Raw genomic sequence first — 18,963 nt, 5'->3', positions numbered from 1 at the left:
GGTCCTTTTTTGGCTTTGTCTCACAGGGGGATGGCCCGGTCAGGGGACCGGGCCCCACACTCCTTCTACCGGCAGGCCACCCTGTGGGGCCTGACCCCCAGGTCAGGCCATTCCCCGGGAACGGCCCTTCTCTCGACAGACCGCTCTTTTTCCGTTTTCCACAAAAAGTAATACCTTTCGCCGCCAAACTTTGCCGCCCGGAAATCAATCCAGGATTGACGGTAAGGGCGAAAACCCTCATAATAAGATAGAAGAAAACGCGCAATCAAACCGAGGGAGGCATCCATGAAAACAGGCTATTTGGTACTGGCGGACGGCCAGGTGTTCCAGGGGCTCCGGTTCGGCGCGGAGGCCGATACCGTGGGGGAGCTGGTCTTCACCACCGGCATGTGCGGCTATGTGGAGACCCTGACGGACCCCAGCTACGCGGGGCAGATCGTCCTGCAAACCTATCCCCTCATCGGCAACTGCGGCATCATCCCGGAGGACTTCGAGGGGGACTGCCATGTCAGGGGCTACGTGGTCCGGGAGCGGTGCGATCACCCCTCCAATTTCCGAAGCGAAGGGGACCTGGACGGCTTTTTGAAGGAGCGGGGCGTCCCCGGTCTCTATGGCGTGGACACCCGGCAGCTCACCCGGATTCTCCGGGAGTCCGGGGTGATGAACGCCCTGATCTGCGATCAGGTCCCGCCGGACCTTTCCGTCCTGCGGTCCTATTCCGTCTCCGGCGCGGTGGAGGCCGTCACCCGGAAGGAGGCCGCCGTCTTCCCGCCGGAGGGGGGGAGCCCCCGCTTCCGGGTGGCCCTGCTGGACTACGGCGCCAAGCGCAACATCACCCAGGAGCTGCGAAAGCGGGGCTGCGAGGTGACGGTGTTCCCCGCCTCCACGGCGGCGGAAACCGTCCTGGCCATGGAGCCCGACGGGGTTATGCTCTCCAACGGCCCCGGGGACCCGGCGGAAAACGTCTATCAGATTGCGCAGATTCAAAAGCTCCTGGGAAAGGTCCCCCTGTTCGGCATCTGCCTGGGCCACCAGCTCACCGCCCTGGCGGCGGGGGGGAAGACCTACAAGCTGAAATACGGCCACCGGGGCGTGAACCAGCCCGTCCGGGACCTCAGCGGCCCCCGGACCTACATCACCAGCCAGAACCACGGCTACGCCGTGGACGCCGGCTCGGTAAAGTGCGGCCGCGTCTCCTTCGCCAACGCCAACGACGGGACCTGCGAGGGCCTGGACTATCCCGGCCTCCGGGCCTTTACGGTCCAGTTCCACCCCGAGGCCCGGGGCGGCCCCCGGGACACCGCCTTTCTCTTTGACCGCTTTGTGGAATGGATGAAAGGAGGGGAGCGGTAATGCCTCTGGATACCAGCATCAAAAAAGTCCTGGTCATCGGCTCCGGCCCCATCGTCATCGGCCAGGCCGCCGAGTTCGACTACGCCGGGGCCCAGGCCTGCCGGGTGTTTAAGGAAGCCGGGGTCAACGTGGTCCTGTGCAACTCCAACCCCGCCACCATCATGACGGACCAGGCCATGGCGGACGAAATCTACTTAGAACCCCTCACCGCCGAAACCCTCAAGCGCGTTATCCGCAAGGAACAGCCCGACTCCCTCCTGGCGGGCCTGGGGGGCCAGACCGGCCTGACCCTGGCCATGGAGCTCAGCAAGGAGGGCTTCCTCCAGGAGCAGAACGTCCGGCTTTTGGGAACCGATGCCGCCGCCATCTCCCGGGCGGAGGACCGGGAGCTGTTCAAGGCCGCTATGATGGAAATCAACCAGCCGGTCATTGCCTCCGGCATTGCGGAGACTGTGGAGGAGGCCTTGGAAGCAGCCGCGAAAACCGGCTATCCCGTCATTGTCCGCCCCGCCTTCACCCTGGGCGGCGCGGGGGGCGGCGCGGCAAGGGACGAGTCGGAGCTCCGGGTCATCGCCCAGACGGGCCTGGACGCCTCCCCCATCACCCAGGTGCTGATTGAAAGGGCCATCTTCGGCTGGAAGGAAATCGAGTTTGAGACTATGCGGGACGCCGCGGGCAACGTCATTGCCGTGTGTTCCATGGAGAACCTGGACCCCGTGGGGGTCCACACCGGGGACTCCATCGTGGTGGCCCCCACCCAGACCCTGGCGGACCGGGAGTTTCAGATGCTCCGCTCCGCCTCCCTGGACATCATCACGCATCTTGGCATCGTGGGCGGCTGCAACGTCCAGCTGGCCCTGAACCCGGACAGCTTTGAATACGCCGTCATTGAAGTAAACCCCCGGGTCTCCCGGTCCTCCGCCCTGGCCTCCAAGGCCACCGGCTATCCCATTGCCAAAATCACGGCGAAAATCGCCCTGGGGTACACCCTGGACGAAATCAAAAACGACATCACCGGCAAGACCTGCGCCTGTTTCGAGCCCACCCTGGACTACGTCGTCGTTAAAATGCCGAAATGGCCCTTCGACAAATTCGCCGACGCCTCCCGTTCTTTAGGCACCCAGATGAAGGCCACCGGCGAGGTCATGGCCATCGCCCCCAGCTTTGAGATGGCATTGATGAAGGCCGTCCGGGGGGCGGAAATCGGGATGGACTCCCTCAACCGGAAGAACACGGAGGGCGCCCCCATTTGGGAGCGGCTCCGCCGGGTGGACGACCGGCGGCTCTTCACCATCTTCGAGGCTATGAAATCCGGCGTCAGCGTGGAGGAGATTTTCTCCATCACGAAGATCGACCGCTGGTTTCTCTGGAAGCTGCGGGGCCTTGCGGACTTCGAGCAGGCCCTGGAAAAGGACGGTTTGACGGCGGAGCGCTATGCCGAGGGAAAGCGCCTGGGCTACCCGGACGAAACCCTCCTCCGTCTCTCCGGGGCGGACCGCCTCCCGGAGGAAGCCCGGAAGGCCGTATACAAGATGGTGGACACCTGCGGCGCGGAGTTCGACGCGGAGACCCCCTATTTCTACTCCAGCTTTGACCGGTTCTGTGAGTCCCGGGCTTTCCCCCGGTCCGGCCGCCCGGTGATTCTGGTCCTGGGCTCCGGCCCCATCCGCATCGGCCAGGGCATTGAGTTCGACTACTCCTCTGTTCACTGCGTCTGGACGCTGAAGGAGCTGGGCTATGACGTGGTCATTGTCAACAACAACCCGGAAACCGTCTCCACGGACTACGACACCGCCGACCGCCTCTATTTCGAGCCCCTGTACCCCGAGGACGTGATGCACATTATTGAGGTGGAAAAGCCCGTGGGGGTGGTGGTGGCCTTCGGCGGGCAGACCGCCATTAAGCTCACCAAGTTCCTGGACCGGCAGGGCATCCCCATCTTGGGCACCTCCGCCGAGTCCATCGACATGGCGGAGGACCGGGAGCGGTTCGACGCGCTTTTGGAGCGCTTCCACATCAAGCGCCCCCAGGGCCGGGGGGTCCTGGGCATGGAGGAGGCCCTGGCGGCGGCCGGCGAGCTGGGCTATCCCGTCCTGCTCCGGCCCAGCTACGTCATCGGCGGGCAGAACATGGTCATTGCCCACAACGACGAGGACGTGCGGACCTATATGAACGTCATCCTCTCGGGGAAGGTGGAAAACCCGGTCCTGGTGGACCAGTACCTCATGGGCAAGGAGCTGGAGGTGGATGTGATTTCCGATGGCACGGACGTCCTCATTCCCGGCGTCATGCAGCACATTGAGCGCACCGGCGTCCACTCCGGGGACTCCATCGCCGTCTATCCCCCCTTCTCCATCGGGGACCGAATGCTCAGGACCATTGTGGACTGCTCGGAGAAGCTGGCGTTGTCCCTGGGCACCAAGGGCCTTATCAACATCCAGTACCTCATCTACCAGGGGGAGCTGTACGTCATTGAGGTCAACCCCCGGGCCAGCCGGACGGTGCCCTATATCTCCAAGGTCACCGGCGTGCCCATGGTGGACCTGGCCACCCAGGTTTCGGTGGGGCGGCCCCTCCGCTCCCTGGGCTATGGCACGGGCCTTTATCCCCAGCCCCCCTACGTGGCCGTGAAGGTCCCCGTCTTCTCCTTTGAAAAGCTCACCGACGCAAACGCCGCCCTCTCCCCGGAAATGAAGTCCACCGGCGAGGTGCTGGGCCTTGGGAAAAACATGCAGGAGGCCCTTTTCAAGGGCCTGGTCTCCGCCGGGTACAAGGTGGAAAGCGCGGAGAAAAAGGGCGTCCTCATTTCCGTCAACCGCCGGGACCAGCCGGAGATTCTGGACACCGCCCGGAAGCTGGACGAGCTGGGCTTCCGGCTCTACGCCACCGACGGCACCGCCCGGGAGATTGAGCGCCTGGGGACCAGCGTGGAAATCGTGGGCAAGCTGGGAAGGGACAACCGGGTCTTCCAGCTTCTGGAGGACGGGAAGATCGACTACGTAATCCTCACCGGGTCCACGGAGCCGGAGTACATCCGGGACTTCATCCGCCTGAACCACCGCTGCGTCCAGCTGGGAATCCCCTGCCTGACGTCCCTGGATACCGCCGGGGCCCTGGCGGACATCCTGGAGTCCCGGTACAACCAGGGCAACACGGAGCTGGTGGACATCTGCCACCTGCGGCAGCAGCGGGAGAAGCTGCCCTTCACCAAGATGCAGACCTGCGGCAACGACTACATTTTCCTGGAGAACTTCGACGGGCGGATTACCTGCCCGGAATCCCTGTGCGTCACCTTCTGCCACCGGCACTACGGCGTGGGGGCCGACGGCATCATTTTGATGGAGCGCTCGGAAACCGCGGACGTGAAAATGCGGATGTTCAACAGCGACGGCAGCGAGGGAAAAATGGCGGGCAACGCCCTTCGCTGCCTTGGGAAGTACCTCTATGACAACGGCTTTTCCACAAAGGGGACCGTTACGGTGGAAACCGGCAGCGGCCTTCGGTCTGTCACGCTGTACACCACCAACGGGAAGGTAACCTCCGCCAGCGTGGACATGGGAAAGGCGGCCCTGGACGCCTCGGGGCTGAAATTCCCCATCGCGGAGCCCCAGGTGGTGGACTATCCCGTCCGCATTGCCGGTCGGCCCTACCGCATCACCTGCGTGGACATGGGGAATCCCCACTGCGTGGTGTTCTGCGACCGGGTGGACGACGTGGACATCGACTTCATCGGCCCCCGGTTCGAGCACGCGCCCTATTTCCCGGAGCGGACCAACACGGAGTTTATCCGGGTGGTGAACCCCAGCACCATCAAAATGCGGGTCTGGGAACGGGGCAGCGGGGAGACCATGGCCTGCGGCACGGGTGCTTGCGCCGCGGTAGTGGCGGCTGTTGCAAACGGCCTTTGCGAGAAGGGCCGGGACATCACCGTCCGGGTGAAGGGCGGGGAGCTGATTGTCCACTACACCGACGAGGGCGTCACCCTGACCGGGGACGCGAAGCTGGTGTATACGGGGGAGATTGAATATTGAGGCGGCGGCCCCTACCCATCATCCGTAGGGGCCGGCCCCCTGGCCGGCCCGTTTGCCGGGAACCCTGACGCGCATAACCAAAAGGACCGCCCTTCCGGGCGGTCCTTCTTTTACGGTTACGGTTTGACAACGGTGACGGTGGTCCCGCTGGTCCCCAGGAACATCTCCTCCAGCAGCTTCACCATGCGCTGGTACTCCAGGGGGCTCTCCGCGTACTCCTTGATGCTCTCGTGGACGGGCCAGCTTGTGGCGTGTTTGTCATTGTACACCTCCGTCAGCCGGGCCAGGGAGTTGGAGGCTATCTCCGCCGTGAAGAACCCACTGGAGGACGGGTATTGGAAGCACACCTCGTCCAAATTCTCCACCAGCGCCAGCATCTGATAGCCCAGGAACCGGGACAGCCCCGAGATTTCAGAGGTCGTCTCCTCCGTTTCCTCAAACTCCAACGTCCAGCGGTAGGGCCGCTCGCTGGTCTGGAGGGAGATGTTATACCGTCCAATCCGGCTCCCCACCTGCAAGAGCTTGGCGATGTTCCCCAGGGCCGGGGCGTCGCCGCAGTAGGGGGTCTTGGCGTCCAGCAGCAGTAGCGTATCCCGGTCAATCACCATGCCATCCTGCCACACCAGCCGCCCGCAGATCCACACCTCGTCCAGGCCCTTCAGGGGGATGGACAACAGGGGAATCTGCTTGCGGTATCCTCCCTGGGCGGTCTGGAAGGGATTCACCCGGACCTCCCGGGCGGTGTAGGTGAGGATTCCGTTTTCCTCCGTGCTTTTCAGGCCCCGGAGCTCATAGGCTCCCCAGTAGGTATCCGCCAGCAGGTTTAGATTATTTTCCGCGTCCACCTGGGGGTTTTCAATGCTGATATGCTCCGCGTCCGGCGTCCGGCCGATGACGAACTCCTTCAGCAGGTATCCGCCCACCACCAGCAGCACCGTGCACACCACCGCCAGGACGATTTTATGAACCGTCCCCTTCTTCACCCGCTTGAGATAGTCCACCTCTTTCTCCGGCTCCGCCGCTTCCTCCGCCGGGGCGGCCATGGCCTCCTTCCGCTCCCGGCACTCCGGGCAGGTCTCCAGGTGCCGGTCCACCGCTTCCTTCGCTTCCTCCCCCAGGAGGTTTTCCACATAGCTGGGCAGCAAATCCCGCACCACGCCGCAGGTCAAATCATTCTTCATCACTCGCGCCTCCATTCTTGAGTTTTTCCTTGCTCCGGTAAAAGGTCACCCGGGCCCAGGTCTCCGTCCTGCCGCACACGTCCCCGATCTCCCGGAAGCTGAGGCCCCCGAAGGCCCGGAGATACACCACCTCCCGCTGGGGCTCCGGCAGATTGTGAACCAGCTTCAAAAGGTCCATCCGGCCCTCCTGTTCCAGAATGCTCTCCTCCGCCGAGGGGCCGGGGGACTCCGGCAGGTCCTCCGGTAGGACCGGGGCCTCCCGCTTTTGCTTCCGGAGGTGCTGGAACCACAGGTGCTTGGCAATCTGGCACAGCCAGACGGAGACCTTGCAGGACCCGTCAAAGCGGTCCACGGATTTGACGGCCTGGTAAAAGGTCTCCTGGGTCAGCTCCTCGGCAAGGCCGGGGTCGCGGCACTGGGCAAGGAGAAACTTATAAACCGTCTGGGCGTGCTGCTGGTAAACCTTCTGCATGTCCTCCAAGGGCCTCAGCCTCCCTTCACCGGCCCCGCCGGGCCTTTGTTTCTGTTTATATATCCCCGGGAAGGGGAAAACGTTACGGAATCTGCCACGGATTTTTTTGCAATTTTTTCCAAGGAATCGCGGGGATTGCTCCTCTTAAAACGCGGTTTTGAAAGCCCGCTTTGAAAAAAGGCCTCTGCGCAGTCCCGCGCAGAGGCCTTTTCTTATGCACTTCTTTTATGGCAAGCAGCCCTTACTGCTCCGCCATGGCCTTCGCCTCGGCGATGGCCTTCTCCTGGGCGGCGGGGGGGCAGTCCTGATAGCGGACAAAGTGGAAGGTGAAGCTGCCCCGGCTCTGGGTCATGGCCCGGAGGTCGATGGCGTAAGTACCCATCTCCGCCATGGGAACCTCGGCGGTGATAACCTGGGTGCCGTCGCCCACGGGGTCCATGCCCATGGGGGTGCCCCGGCGCTTGGAGATGTCGCCCATGACGTCGCCGGTGTAGCTCTCCGGCACCGTCACCTTCAATTCGCCGATGGGCTCCAGCAGTACGGGGTTGGCCTCCGGCATGGCGGCCTTATAGGCCAGCTGCGCCGCCGTCTTAAAGGCGATTTCCGAGGAGTCCACCGGGTGGTAGGACCCGTCGTAGAGAACCGCTTTCAGGTTCACCAGGGGATAGCCCGCCAGGGGGCCGTGGATGCAGGCCTCCCGGAGGCCCTTCTCAACCGCCGGGAAGAAGTTCCGGGGCACGGAGCCGCCGAAGACCTCCTCGGCGAAGACCATATCCTCTTCATCCGGGTTGTACTCGAACCGGACCCACACGTCGCCGAACTGGCCGGAGCCGCCGGTCTGCTTCTTGTGCCGCCCCTGCTTCTGCACGGTCTTGCGGATCTTCTCCCGGTAGGGAACCCGGGTGGGCTTCAGCTCGGCTTCCACCTTGAAACGGTCCTTCAGCTTGCTGACCAGCACGTCCATCTGCATGTCGCCCGCGCCGGAAATGACCATCTGGTGGGTTTCGGCGTTGTTCACCACGGTGAAGGTGGGGTCTTCCTCATTCAGCCGGGTAAGGCCCTGGGCAATCTTATCCTCCTGGCCCCGGGTCTTGGGCTGGATGGCCACGGAGTAGCAGGGCTCGGCGAAGGGGATGTTTTTGAGGCTGACCACCTTCCGCTCGTCGCAGAGGGTGTCCCCGGTCTTGATGTCCATTTTGGCGATGGCGCCGATGTCGCCGCAGACCAGTTCCTTGACCTCGGCGTTTTTCTTGCCCCGGATGGTGTACAGACGGCCCAGCTTCACCTTCTCGCCGGTGCGGGCGTTTACCATAAGGAGATCCGGCGTAATGGTGCCGGAGAGGACCTTGACGAAGGAGTACTTGCCGTACTGGTCGGAGATGGTCTTGAAGACAAAGGCGGTGGGCACGCCGCCGGGGGAGACGACGAATTCCTCCGTCTCGCCGTCCGCCTTGGTGGCCTTATGATAGTTGCCCTCCACGGGGTTGGGCAAGAGGTCCACGATGTTGTCCATCAGCATCAGGGAGCCCAGGCAGTTGATGGCGGAGCCGCAGAGGACGGGGAAGAGGCTCAGCTCCCGGACGCCCTGGCGCAGGCCCTGGATCATCTCGGCGTAGGTGAAGTCCTCGCCGCCGAAGAATTTTTCCATCAGCTCCTCGCTGGTCTCGGCCACGGACTCCTTGAGGGCGTCGTTGAACTCGGCGATGACATCGGCCTTGTCGGCGGGGACCTCGATTTCCACCCGCTTGAGGTTTTGCATCTCATAGGCCCGCTTGTTCAAAACGTCAATAACGCCGGTGACCTTTTTGCCGCCGTCCCAGATGGGGACCACCACGGGGGCGATCTTCTTGCCGAAGCGCTCCCGGAGGGCCTCGAAGGTAGCGTTGTAGTCGGAGTTGTCCTCGTCGGTTTTGGAGATGTAAATGAAGCGGGGCATGTTCCGCTCCTCGCAGTATTTCCACGCCTTCTCCAGGCCCACGGACACGCCGTCCTTGGCGGAGCAGACGATAATGGCGGCGTCGGCGGCCCGGAGGGCGGCCATGGCCTCTCCGGCGAAGTCAAAGGCGCCGGGAGTGTCCATAAGGTTGATGCGGCTTCCCTTGTAATCCAGGGGCGCCATGGCCAGGGAGAGGGAAATCTGGCGCTTGGTTTCCTCCGGGTCGTAATCGCAGACGGTGTTGCCGTCGGCGGCCCGGCCCATTCTATCGATGACGCCGGTCATGTAGAGCAGGCTTTCGGCCAGGGCGGTCTTGCCGCTGCCGCTGTGCCCCAGCAGACAGACGTTGCGGATGTTCTGTACAGAATAGCTCATGATTCGTTCCACTCCTTCGTTTCAGTCTTCCAATGTGGTTTGCAGGTTCTCCATCAGCTCTTTCGCCTTGGCCGCTTTTTTCTCCTCGTCGGTCTCCTCCAGCATGTCTTTCAGCGCCGAGAGGATAAAGCGCACATAGCTGTTGAATTGCTTATCGGTCATTCCCATAGCCGATGCCTCCTTTTTTGCCATTCCGGCGGGCCCTGGGGGGCCGCAAGCGTCCAATATATGAATTATACAACACCCGGCGGCAGAATACAACAGAAATTTTGGGCAAAATCACATTTATGCTTCCCCTCCAAAATGTTGATTAATAATTCGTCAATTTACATATGGAAAAAGAAGGAAGAGCCCGGCGGACAGCCGCCGGGCCCTTCCAGGTTTTCCGTTTTTTGGGAGAGCGCCTTTTATTTCTGCAGGCCCTTCACCCAAGCGCCGTATTTATCCACATTGGCCTGGGCGTCCGCCGCGTCTTTGCCCTGGGTGAGGATGTAGACCTTGATCTTCGGCTCCGTGCCGGAGGGCCGGACAATCACGCTGGTGCCGTCCTCCATCTCAAAGCGCAGCACGTTGGACCCGGAGAGCTCCATGGCGCTCTTCGCCCCGGTGGCGCAGTCGGTGACGGACCCGTCGGAGTAGTCCTTGAACTGGACCGCCTTCACGCCGGAAATCTCCGCCGGGGGATTCTCCCGGAGGCCCTTCATCAGGTTCGCCATGTCCTTCAGGCCGTCCAGGCCCGGCATGACCAGGTTGTAGGTGTGCTCGGCGTAATAGCCGTACTTCTCATACAGGCCATCCAGGGCGTCCGCCAGGGTCTTCCCCTGGTCCGCGTACCAGGCGGCCATCTCCGTCAGCAGCAGGGCGGCGGTAACGGCGTCCTTGTCCCGGACGTAGTCCCCCAGCATATAGCCGTAGCTCTCCTCATAGGAGAAGATGACCTTTCCTTCGCCGCTGTTTTCCAGCTTGTCCTTCTTCTCCGCCAGGAACTTGAAGCCGGTGAAGGTGTCGAAGCACCGGAGGCCGTTGACCTCCGCCACCTTCCGGGCCATCTCCGTGGTGACGATGGTCTTCAGAGCCACCGCCTTTTCCGGCAGGGTGCCCGCCCGCTTCTTCGCGCCGATGAGGTAGTCCAGCAGCAGCACGCCGGTCTGGTTGCCGGTGATGACCTTAAACTCGCCGTCCCTGGTGCGGACCATGATGCCCACCCGGTCGGCGTCGGGGTCCGAGCCCAGGATGAAGTCCGCGCCCTCCTTCTTGGCCAGGTCCACCGCCAGATAGAAGCCCTCGGGATTCTCCGGGTTGGGGGAGACTACGGTGGGGAAGTCCCCGTCAATGACCATCTGCTCAGGAACGCAGAGGAGGTGTTTTACTCCCAGGCGGCCCAGGGCCTCGGGAATCAGCTTGTGGCCGGTGCCGTGGAAGGGGGTATAGACCATCTTGAAGCGGTCCGCCACCTTTTCAACCGTGGCCTTGTCGTTGACCTGGGCCATGACGTTGGAGAGGAATTTCTCGTCGGTCTCGGCGCCCAGGACCTCAATCAGCCCGGCCTTGACCGCCTCGTCATAGTCCATGCGCTTGATGTCGTTGAAAATGTCAATTTCGCTCAGGCGTTTCGCGATGGCGTCGGCGTGGTGGGGGGGGAGCTGGGCGCCGTCCTGCCAATAGACCTTATAGCCGTTGTATTCCTTGGGGTTGTGGCTGGCGGTGACGTTGATGCCCGCCTGGCAGCGGTACTCCCGGACGGCAAAGCTCAGCTCCGGGGTGGGGCGGAGGGACTCGAAGATCCGCACATGGATGCCGTTGGCGGCGCAGACCCCGGCGGCGGCCCGGGCGAACTCCAGGGAGTGGTTCCGGCAGTCCATGCAGATGGCCACGCCCCGCTTCTTTCCCTCCTCGCCCTCGGCGCAGATGACGTCGGCAAAGCCCTGGGTGGCCCAGCGGATGACGTGGATGTTCATATTGTGGAGCCCTGTGTACATGGTGCCCCGGAGACCGGCGGTGCCGAATTCCAGGGGTCCGTAGAACCGGGATTCGATTTCCTTGGGGTCGTTTCGGATGGCTTCCAGCTCGGCCCGCTCCGCCTCGCTCAGGGCGGGGCTGGATAACCATTTCTCATATTCTTTCATGAAGTCCATAGCGATGCTCCTCCTTTGATGAACGTTCCTTGTTCTTTTTGATGGATTTTGACAAGGTTCGTTTCCTGACCGTCGGCAAAATTATCCATGCCGCACAAAAATATTATAAGAGAATCTCCCGGTGATGTCAAGAAGCGGTCTGACGCGGAAAAAAGCCCGTTCCAGGGAAGCCGTCCCTTTCCGCGGGCCCTTGGAGGGGTTTCCCTGTTTAAAATCCTCCGCTTATTATTAGAATATGTATTGCCATACGCTTCCTTTTCTGTTATAATAAATAAATGTTTTGTAAAATTTGAAAGAGAGGTGTTTCCTTTTTGAACTCCATTACCGACATTTGGGAGAATGTCCTGCGCCAGCTCCGGGGGACGCTCTCCGAGACCACCATCTCCACCTGGTTCGACGAGCTGAGCATCGTGGACATCAAAGGCGGCGCCTGCTACCTCCACTGCGCCAGCGATTTCAAAAGGGGATACCTGGAATCCCTGTTCCTCAACAACATCAAGGCCGCCCTCCACGACATCTTTTCCACCGACTTCGAGGTAAAGATTCTGGACGACGCGGGCCTTGTGGAGTTCCGGGGCGGCGGCGCTCCCAAGCGCCAGTCCGAGCGCTTCACTTACGCCGAGTTCACCTTCGACACCTTCGTCGTGGGCCCCTCCAACAAGCTGGCCCACGCCGCGTCCATGGCCGTTGCCGAGCACCCGGCCCAGAACTACAACCCCCTCCTCATTTACGGGGACTCGGGCCTGGGCAAGACCCACCTGCTCTACGCCATCGCCAACGTCATCCGGAAAAACGACCCCGCCTCTAAAATCGTCTACATCAAAGGAGACGAGTTCATCAACGAGTTCGTGGAGCTGGTCCGGGCCAACCGGGGCAGCGAATTCCGGGCCAAGTACCGGGAGGCGGATTTGCTGCTGGTGGACGACGTGCAGTTTGTGGCGGGAAAAGAGCAGGTGCAAAACGAGTTCTTCCACACCTTCAATACCCTCTACGAGTCCGGGCGGCAGATTGTGCTGACCTCGGACCGCCCCCCCTCTGAAATGACGCTTTTGGACGACCGGCTGCGGACCCGCTTCGAGTGGGGCCTGCTTGCCGACGTAACGCCGCCGGACTTTGAGACCCGGCTTGCCATCGTGAAGAACAAGGCGGCGCTGCTGGGCATGAATCTGCCGGACAAAATCGCCGTGCAGATTGCCCAGAAGGTCACCGCCAACGTCCGCCAGCTGGAAGGCACCGTCAACAAGGTCCTGGCCTATAAGGAGCTTTTGGACAAGGAGACGGACGAGGCCACCGTCGACCGGGCCATGCAGGACATCTTAAAGGGCAGCAACGAGTACATTCCCACGCCGGAGGGCATCTTGACCTACGTCAGCCGCTACTACCAGCTGGACGAGTCCGTGGTGAAGGGCCAGCAGCGGGTCCGCGCCGCCGTGGAGGCCCGGCAGATCTCCATGTACCTCATCCGGGTCATGACGAACCTGTCCCAGGACAACATCGGCCAGCTCTTCGACAACCGGGACCACTCCACCGTCATTCACTCCATCCGCCAGGTGGAGCAGAAGATGAAAAAAGACCCGGCCTTCGCCGAAATGGTGAAGGAATTGAAGTCCAACATCACGTCCCGGCACTGACGGATTTCCACATTTCCCGGTGGAAAGGGAAAACTTCCCTGTGGAAAAACCACCCTTCGACAAGAGGCGTGGAGAAGCGCCCTGTTTTTCAACAGAGGCTGTGGAGGCGGAAATCCTTGCCGCCGCTGGGATTCTTCTCTTTTTCCACAAAACCGCCCCCTACGACTACTTCCCCTACGTTATACTGTTTTCTTTTTTAAAAAGAGCCTTCGGGCGCAAAGGAGGTCCCCTTATGAAATTCAGCTGTGAAAAAGCTTTGCTTCAAAATGCCATCTCCGTCACCAGCCGCGCGGTCGCACAGAAAAGCTCCATTCCCGCCCTGGAGGGACTGCTGCTTCACGCCGGGGAGGACGGGCTGACCGTCTCCGGCTATAACATGCAGACCGGCATCCGGGCGAAGGTCTCCGCCGGCGTGGAGGAGAAAGGCGAAATCGTGCTCAACGCCAGACTCTTCGGCGACATCATCCGCCGGATGCCCGATGATACGGTTACCTTTATTTCCAATGAAAAATTACAGGTCCGCCTCCTCTGCGGCGACGCGGACTTTGATATCCCCGGCCTCTCCGCGGCGGATTACCCCGATCTTCCCGAGGTGGAAGACGAGTATGCCGTTTCCATGCAACGAAGGGTCCTCCGGGCCATGATTGAGGAGGTGGCCTTCGCCGTCTCCACCAACGAGAGCCGCCCGGTCCACACCGGGGCCCTCTTTGAAATCGGAGAGGGCCGCCTCACCATGGCCGCCGTGGACGGGTTCCGCCTGGCGGTGCGGAAGGAGCCCCTGGAGAAGCTGGAGGGAGGGGCCTTTTCCTTCGTGGCCCCCGGCCCCGCCCTGAACGAGGTCAAGAGCATCTGCGGCGACGTGGAGGATCTGGCGGAAATCACCCTGGGCCGGCGGCACATCCTCTTTACCGTGGGAGACGTGGAGCTTATCTGCCGCCGTCTGGAGGGGGAATTTTTGGATTACCGGAACGCCATCCCGAAAAACAACCCCATTGCCGTCACCGTGGAGGCCAAGGCCCTGATTGAGAGCATCGACCGGGTGTCCGTAGTGATTTCCGACAAGCTGAAAAGCCCGGTCCGCTGCCGGTTTGAGGAAAACCGGGTGCTTCTCTCCGCCAAGACCGGCAACGGCGAGGCCAAGGACGTGTGCCGCCTGGAAGGGGACGGCGGGGGCCTGGAAATCGGCTTTAACAACCGCTATTTGATGGAAGCCCTGCGCTACGCCCCGGCGGAGGCGGTGCGGATTGAGCTGAACACCGGCGTGTCCCCCGCCATCATCGTGCCCACGGATGACAAGGACAACTTCCTTTATATGGTCCTGCCCGTCCGGTTGAAAAGCGAGGGCTGAGGACGTATGAAAACAATCACGATTACCACGGAGTTCATCAAGCTCCAGGATCTTTTGAAATTCGCGGGGCTGGTGGAGACCGGCGGCGAGGCCAAGGAGCGCGTCCAGGCCGGGGAAGCCCTGGTCAACGGGGAGCCCTGCGTCCAGAGGGGAAAGAAAATCCGGCCCGGCGACAAGGTTTCCTTCGCTGGAGAAGTGCTGACCGTAACCTATGCAAATTGACCGCCTGGAATTGGAGGGCTTTCGGAACTACGCCCGCCAGGCGGCGGACTTCGACCCCCGGTGCAACGTCGTTTGCGGCGAGAACGCCCAGGGAAAGACGAACCTTCTGGAGGCCGTCGCCTACCTCTCCCGGGGGAAGTCCCCACGGGCGCGGACGGACCGGGAGATGATCGGCTTTCAGGAGGAGTCCGCCCGGCTGCTGGCCCGGGTCTATTCCCGGGACCGGGAATTCAAGGTCCAGGCGGATTTATTCCGGGGGAAGCGGCGGAAGCTCACCGTCAACCAGGTCCCCATAAAGACCAACGCGGCCCTGGGAGACGTGTACCACACGGTGCTGTTCCAGCCGGAGGATCTTTTCCTCATCCGGGAGGGAGCCGCCGCCCGGCGGCGCTTCCTGGATACCGCCCTGTGCCAGCTCCGGCCCCGGTACGCCGCCGCCCTGGCGGGCTACGAGCGGGCAAGGGAGCAGAAAACCCGCATTCTCCGGGACTATGACCAGCGGCCCGGCCTGCTGGAGGCCCTGCCGGAGTTCAGCGAGCAGATGGTCCGCCTGGGGGCCGTACTGGTCCAGTACCGCCATTCCTTTTGCCTCCGCCTGGCGGAAGCCGCCGCCGCCTGCCACCGGGAGTGCTCCGGGGGAAGGGAAACGCTGGAGCTCCGGTATCAGACGGTCTCCTCCGTAGAGGACCCGGGGGCGGAGATCGGGGTTTTGACGGAACAGCTCCGGCGGCATATGGAGGGCCACCGGGAGGCGGAGCTCTCTTCCCGCCTGTGCCTCTCCGGGCCCCATAAGGACGATATCCTTGTGGGCATCGACGGACGGGAGGCAAAGCAGTACGCCTCCCAGGGCCAGACCCGGACCGCCGCCCTGGCGCTGAAGCTGGCAGAGCGGGAGATATATAAAAACGCGGCGGGGGAGTACCCGGTACTGCTGCTGGACGACGTGCTCAGCGAGCTGGACCCCCGGCGGCAGGAATTCGTCCTGAACCGCATCGCGGGGGGACAGGTGTTCATCACTTGCTGCGAGGAGGATAGACTGCCCAGCCTCTTAGGGGGCAGGGTGTTTCATGTGGAACGGGGGAGGATCGTGTGATGAATCGGAAGATAACAGGCAAACGGGTTTTAATCGCCCTGCTGCTGGTCCTGCTGGTCCTGGAGGCCCGCATGGAGCTCCGCTATCCCTGCGACGAGCTTTCCGTTACCTCCACGAACACAGAGAAGATTCTCCGCCGGACACCGGAGGTTTTCATCACGGAGGAGGACAGGGCCCTGATGGCAGACTTACTGGCGGTCCCTTCGGTCCAGGCGCTTGTGGAGAGCGGGGAAACCGGAGACGTCCGCGCCTGGGAGGAACCCGCCTTGGCGGAGGCGGCGGGGAAGTACCTGGACGCAGAGAGCGCGGAATCCCTGAACGTCAGCGCTGTGTTTTCTGAGAATGAAACCGTGGTCTTCGCGGGCTGGCGGGATGAGACGAGTACCTTTTACCTCCAGGCGGGCCCGGAGGAGGGGGCGTATTACAAGCTCTATTCCCCCAAGAGGGGAAGGACCTATGAAAACTGGGACAACGAACGGGCCCAAAGAAGCGAGGTTCACCGCCGGTGGTTTGCCTGGCTCCGGGACGGCTTGTGGAAGGATGAATAGCGGCTATGTATCTGCACCTGGGACAAAACGAAATCATTCCCCAGCGACGGGTCATCGGCATCTTTGACCTGGACAAATGCAGCTATGAAAAGCGCACAAGGGACTACCTGGCCGCCGCCGAGAAGGAGGGGGTGGTGCTGGATATCTCCGGGGACCTGCCCCGGTCCTTCGTGGTCTGCGACCACCCGTATCATGAGCAGATTGTGTACCTGAGCCCCCTGAGCCCCGGAGCCCTGCGGAAGCGGGCGGAGAGCGGGAATCTGGAGTGATGGGACAGCCTATGCGGCTTTGAAGGAAAGTATTCCAATCGTTTAACGGGAGCGGGGAAAGGCGGGCTGGAGGAAAATCCTGCCTGTCCGGCCCCACAAAAGGGTGTTTCCAGCCCGGCTTTTTCCGCTCTAAAAGATAAGTTCCGTAAAGCAGCTCTCCGTTGCCGTGTGACAGGGCAAGACAAACACCGCACCGCAGAGCGGGATAAAATTCTTTTTGGTTCTTTTTCTTATAAGAAAAAGAACAGCAAAGGAGAAGTATATGGCAGACAATGAAATCTTAAATTCCACCGCGGTCGACGCGTCCAACGAGTACGACGCCTCGGAAATCCAGGTTCTGGAGGGCCTGGAGGCCGTGCGGAAGCGGCCCGGCATGTATATCGGCTCCACCTCCGCCTCGGGCCTGCACCACCTGGTATACGAAATCGTGGACAACGCCATTGACGAGGCCCTGGCGGGCTTCTGCACGGAGATCCTGGTCCAGATTAACCCCGGGGACACCATCACCGTGGTGGACAATGGCCGGGGCATCCCCGTGGACATCCAGGCCCAGACCGGAAAGCCCGCCCTGGAGGTGGTCTATACCATCCTCCACGCGGGAGGCAAGTTCGGCGGCGGGGGCTATAAGGTCTCCGGCGGCCTCCACGGCGTGGGCGCGTCGGTGGTCAACGCCCTCTCCGAGTGGCTGACGGTCCAGGTCCACAAAAACGGCGAGATATACGAGATGAAATTCTCCCGGGGCCATATTACCCAGGAGATGAAAATCGTGGGCAAAACGGACCATACCGGCACCACCGTCACCTTCAAGCCGGACCCGGAGATGTTCGAGGATACGGTTTACAGCTACGACATCCTCCACACCCGCATGCGGGAGGAGGCGTTCCTGAACGCCGGGCTGCGGATTCGGACCGTGGACCTCCGCCCCGGCAAGGAACAGCGGGACTCCATGTGCTATGAGGGGGGCATCCGGGAGTTTGTCACCTGGCTCAACAAGAGCAAGGACGCCCTCCACCCCGGGGTCATTTACATGTCCGGCCAGCGGGAGGATTCCATTGCCGAGGTAGCCTTACAGTACAACGACGGCTACAGCGAAACCATCCTCTCCTTCGCCAACAACGTCCATACCCCGGAGGGGGGCATGCACGAGGAGGGCTTCAAGCGGGCATTGACCACCGTGCTGAACAGCTACGGCAAAAAAATCAAGATGCTGAAGGACGACGAGAAGGTCTCCGGCGAGGACTGCCGGGAGGGCCTTACCTGCGTCATCTCCGTAAAGCTCACCGACGCCCAGTTTGAAGGCCAGACCAAGGCCAAGCTGGGTAACAGCGAAATCCGCACTTTGGTAAACAACATCGTGGCGGAGAAGCTGGACACCTTCCTGGAGGAGAACCCCCAGGTGGGAAGGATGATTCTGGACAAGGCCCTCACCGCCTCCCGGGCCAGGGAGGCCGCCAAGAAGGCCCGGGAATCCATCCGCCGCAAGACGGCCCTGGGCGGCGCCGCCATGCCCGACAAGCTCCGGGACTGCAACGAGAATAACCCGGAGCTGACCGAGCTCTATATCGTCGAGGGCGACTCCGCCGGAGGCTCCGCCACCCAGGGGCGGGACTCCCGCTTCCAGGCCATTCTGCCCCTTTGGGGAAAGATGCTGAACGTGGAAAAGGCCAGGGCGGACAAGGTCTATGGAAACGACAAGCTCCAGCCGGTTATCACCGCCCTGGGGGCGGGCATCGGGGAGGAGTTCGACGCCAATAAGCTCCGGTATCATAAGGTCATCATTATGGCGGATGCCGACGTGGACGGAAGCCATATCCGGACATTGCTTCTGACCTTCTTCTTCCGCTTTATGCGCCCCCTCATTGAGCAGGGCTACGTCTATTCCGCCGTGCCGCCCCTCTTTAAGCTCACCCGGGGAAAGACCACACGGGTCGCCTATGACGAACCGGAACGGGAGCGCGTTTCCGCCGAGCTCCGGGCAGGGAATCCGGGCGCCAAGGTGGAAATCAGCCGCTTCAAGGGCCTTGGCGAGATGAACCCCCACGAGCTGTGGGAGACTACCATGGACCCCGCCACCCGGACCCTGCGGCGGATTACCCTGGACGACGCGGTGAAGGCGGACGAGACCTTCACAATCCTCATGGGCGAGAAGGTGGAGCCCCGGAAGGAGTTCATCGAGAAGAACGCACAGTATGTGGTGAATCTGGACTACTGAGGAGGCGCTATGAAACAAATTGGAAGCCTGCTTTTGCTGCTGGCCCTGCTGCTGTCCGCTGCGGCGGCGTTTCAAAAGAGGAATACGAATCCGGCACACTTCTCAACCCTGAGGTGGCGTTTTCCATGTACCCCTCCCTCTATATATCCAACTTCCG

14 protein-coding genes are annotated in these 18,963 nt (G+C 61.8%); 9 read left to right on the top strand and 5 right to left on the bottom strand.

Annotation, left to right across the window (positions count from 1 at the left end; all coding sequences use genetic code 11):
• Positions 1-285: 285 nt before the first annotated feature.
• Positions 286-1,353: a carbamoyl phosphate synthase small subunit gene (locus Q1M04_RS01345; RefSeq protein WP_297996354.1), complete on the top strand. Its 1,068-nt coding sequence runs from the start codon at positions 286-288 to the stop codon at positions 1,351-1,353.
• On the top strand, positions 1,353-5,384 hold the full coding sequence (gene carB / locus Q1M04_RS01340) for a carbamoyl-phosphate synthase large subunit (RefSeq protein WP_297996374.1): 4,032 nt from the start codon (positions 1,353-1,355) through the stop codon (positions 5,382-5,384). The genes Q1M04_RS01345 and carB overlap by 1 nt, the downstream gene beginning before the upstream one ends.
• 116 nt (positions 5,385-5,500) lie before the next feature.
• Here carB and Q1M04_RS01335 read toward each other — a convergent pair whose 3' ends face one another.
• The 5 genes from Q1M04_RS01335 to Q1M04_RS01315 all read right to left on the bottom strand — a co-directional run bounded on the left by Q1M04_RS01335 (position 5,501) and on the right by Q1M04_RS01315 (position 11,483).
• Positions 5,501-6,565, bottom strand: coding sequence for a DUF4825 domain-containing protein (locus Q1M04_RS01335; RefSeq protein WP_297996377.1), 1,065 nt, complete (start codon positions 6,563-6,565; stop codon positions 5,501-5,503).
• A complete protein-coding gene (locus Q1M04_RS01330; protein WP_366131374.1) occupies positions 6,555-7,037 on the bottom strand; it encodes a sigma-70 family RNA polymerase sigma factor in 483 nt (160 codons plus the stop codon). Before Q1M04_RS01330 ends, Q1M04_RS01335 begins: the two co-directional genes overlap by 11 nt.
• Before the next feature lie 241 nt (positions 7,038-7,278).
• Positions 7,279-9,348, bottom strand: a complete 2,070-nt coding sequence (locus Q1M04_RS01325) for an elongation factor G (RefSeq protein WP_297996383.1) — start codon at positions 9,346-9,348, stop codon at positions 7,279-7,281.
• Positions 9,349-9,369: 21 nt separating this feature from the next.
• Positions 9,370-9,516, bottom strand: a complete 147-nt coding sequence (locus tag Q1M04_RS01320; protein ID WP_293280046.1) for a hypothetical protein — start codon at positions 9,514-9,516, stop codon at positions 9,370-9,372.
• A gap of 239 nt (positions 9,517-9,755) precedes the next feature.
• Complete coding sequence (locus Q1M04_RS01315) at positions 9,756-11,483, bottom strand: phospho-sugar mutase (protein ID WP_297996386.1); 1,728 nt, start codon at positions 11,481-11,483, stop codon at positions 9,756-9,758.
• A 311-nt stretch (positions 11,484-11,794) separates the two neighbouring features.
• Here Q1M04_RS01315 and dnaA point away from each other — a divergent pair, with 311 nt between their 5' ends.
• The 7 genes from dnaA (at position 11,795) to gyrB (ending at position 18,806) form a co-directional block, all read left to right on the top strand.
• Positions 11,795-13,114, top strand: a complete 1,320-nt coding sequence (dnaA, locus tag Q1M04_RS01310; RefSeq protein ID WP_293280048.1) for a chromosomal replication initiator protein DnaA — start codon at positions 11,795-11,797, stop codon at positions 13,112-13,114.
• A 232-nt stretch (positions 13,115-13,346) separates the two neighbouring features.
• Positions 13,347-14,462, top strand: a complete 1,116-nt coding sequence (dnaN, locus tag Q1M04_RS01305; RefSeq protein WP_297996393.1) for a DNA polymerase III subunit beta — start codon at positions 13,347-13,349, stop codon at positions 14,460-14,462.
• A 6-nt stretch (positions 14,463-14,468) separates the two neighbouring features.
• Entirely contained in the window at positions 14,469-14,684 is a 216-nt protein-coding gene (locus tag Q1M04_RS01300; protein ID WP_297996402.1) for an RNA-binding S4 domain-containing protein, read from the top strand.
• Positions 14,674-15,777, top strand: a complete 1,104-nt coding sequence (gene recF, locus Q1M04_RS01295) for a DNA replication/repair protein RecF (RefSeq protein ID WP_297996406.1) — start codon at positions 14,674-14,676, stop codon at positions 15,775-15,777. Before Q1M04_RS01300 ends, recF begins: the two co-directional genes overlap by 11 nt.
• Complete coding sequence (locus Q1M04_RS01290) at positions 15,777-16,325, top strand: hypothetical protein (RefSeq protein ID WP_295755321.1); 549 nt, start codon at positions 15,777-15,779, stop codon at positions 16,323-16,325. The genes recF and Q1M04_RS01290 overlap by 1 nt, the downstream gene beginning before the upstream one ends.
• A gap of 5 nt (positions 16,326-16,330) precedes the next feature.
• Positions 16,331-16,594, top strand: a complete 264-nt coding sequence (remB, locus tag Q1M04_RS01285; protein WP_295755322.1) for an extracellular matrix regulator RemB — start codon at positions 16,331-16,333, stop codon at positions 16,592-16,594.
• A 262-nt stretch (positions 16,595-16,856) separates the two neighbouring features.
• Positions 16,857-18,806, top strand: a complete 1,950-nt coding sequence (gene gyrB, locus Q1M04_RS01280) for a DNA topoisomerase (ATP-hydrolyzing) subunit B (protein WP_297996409.1) — start codon at positions 16,857-16,859, stop codon at positions 18,804-18,806.
• Positions 18,807-18,963 lie beyond the last annotated feature (157 nt).

The sequence above is a fragment of the uncultured Oscillibacter sp. genome (assembly GCF_950073225.1).
In the GTDB taxonomy this organism is placed as follows: domain Bacteria; phylum Bacillota; class Clostridia; order Oscillospirales; family Oscillospiraceae; genus Oscillibacter.
Note: the sequence above shows the minus strand (reverse complement) of the source record. Positions and strands in the feature narration are given on the sequence as shown.

Coding starts and splice junctions, on each gene's coding strand:
- Q1M04_RS01315 (WP_297996386.1), bottom strand. CDS start 11,483: ATGGACTTCATGAAAGAATATGAGAAATGGTTATCCAGCCCCGCCCTG.
- Q1M04_RS01330 (WP_366131374.1), bottom strand. CDS start 7,037: ATGCAGAAGGTTTACCAGCAGCACGCCCAGACGGTTTATAAGTTTCTC.
- Q1M04_RS01290 (WP_295755321.1), top strand. CDS start 15,777: ATGAATCGGAAGATAACAGGCAAACGGGTTTTAATCGCCCTGCTGCTG.
- remB (WP_295755322.1), top strand. CDS start 16,331: ATGTATCTGCACCTGGGACAAAACGAAATCATTCCCCAGCGACGGGTC.
- Q1M04_RS01345 (WP_297996354.1), top strand. CDS start 286: ATGAAAACAGGCTATTTGGTACTGGCGGACGGCCAGGTGTTCCAGGGG.
- Q1M04_RS01320 (WP_293280046.1), bottom strand. CDS start 9,516: ATGGGAATGACCGATAAGCAATTCAACAGCTATGTGCGCTTTATCCTC.
- recF (WP_297996406.1), top strand. CDS start 14,674: ATGCAAATTGACCGCCTGGAATTGGAGGGCTTTCGGAACTACGCCCGC.
- gyrB (WP_297996409.1), top strand. CDS start 16,857: ATGGCAGACAATGAAATCTTAAATTCCACCGCGGTCGACGCGTCCAAC.
- Q1M04_RS01300 (WP_297996402.1), top strand. CDS start 14,469: ATGAAAACAATCACGATTACCACGGAGTTCATCAAGCTCCAGGATCTT.
- dnaN (WP_297996393.1), top strand. CDS start 13,347: ATGAAATTCAGCTGTGAAAAAGCTTTGCTTCAAAATGCCATCTCCGTC.
- Q1M04_RS01325 (WP_297996383.1), bottom strand. CDS start 9,348: ATGAGCTATTCTGTACAGAACATCCGCAACGTCTGTCTGCTGGGGCAC.
- carB (WP_297996374.1), top strand. CDS start 1,353: ATGCCTCTGGATACCAGCATCAAAAAAGTCCTGGTCATCGGCTCCGGC.
- Q1M04_RS01335 (WP_297996377.1), bottom strand. CDS start 6,565: ATGAAGAATGATTTGACCTGCGGCGTGGTGCGGGATTTGCTGCCCAGC.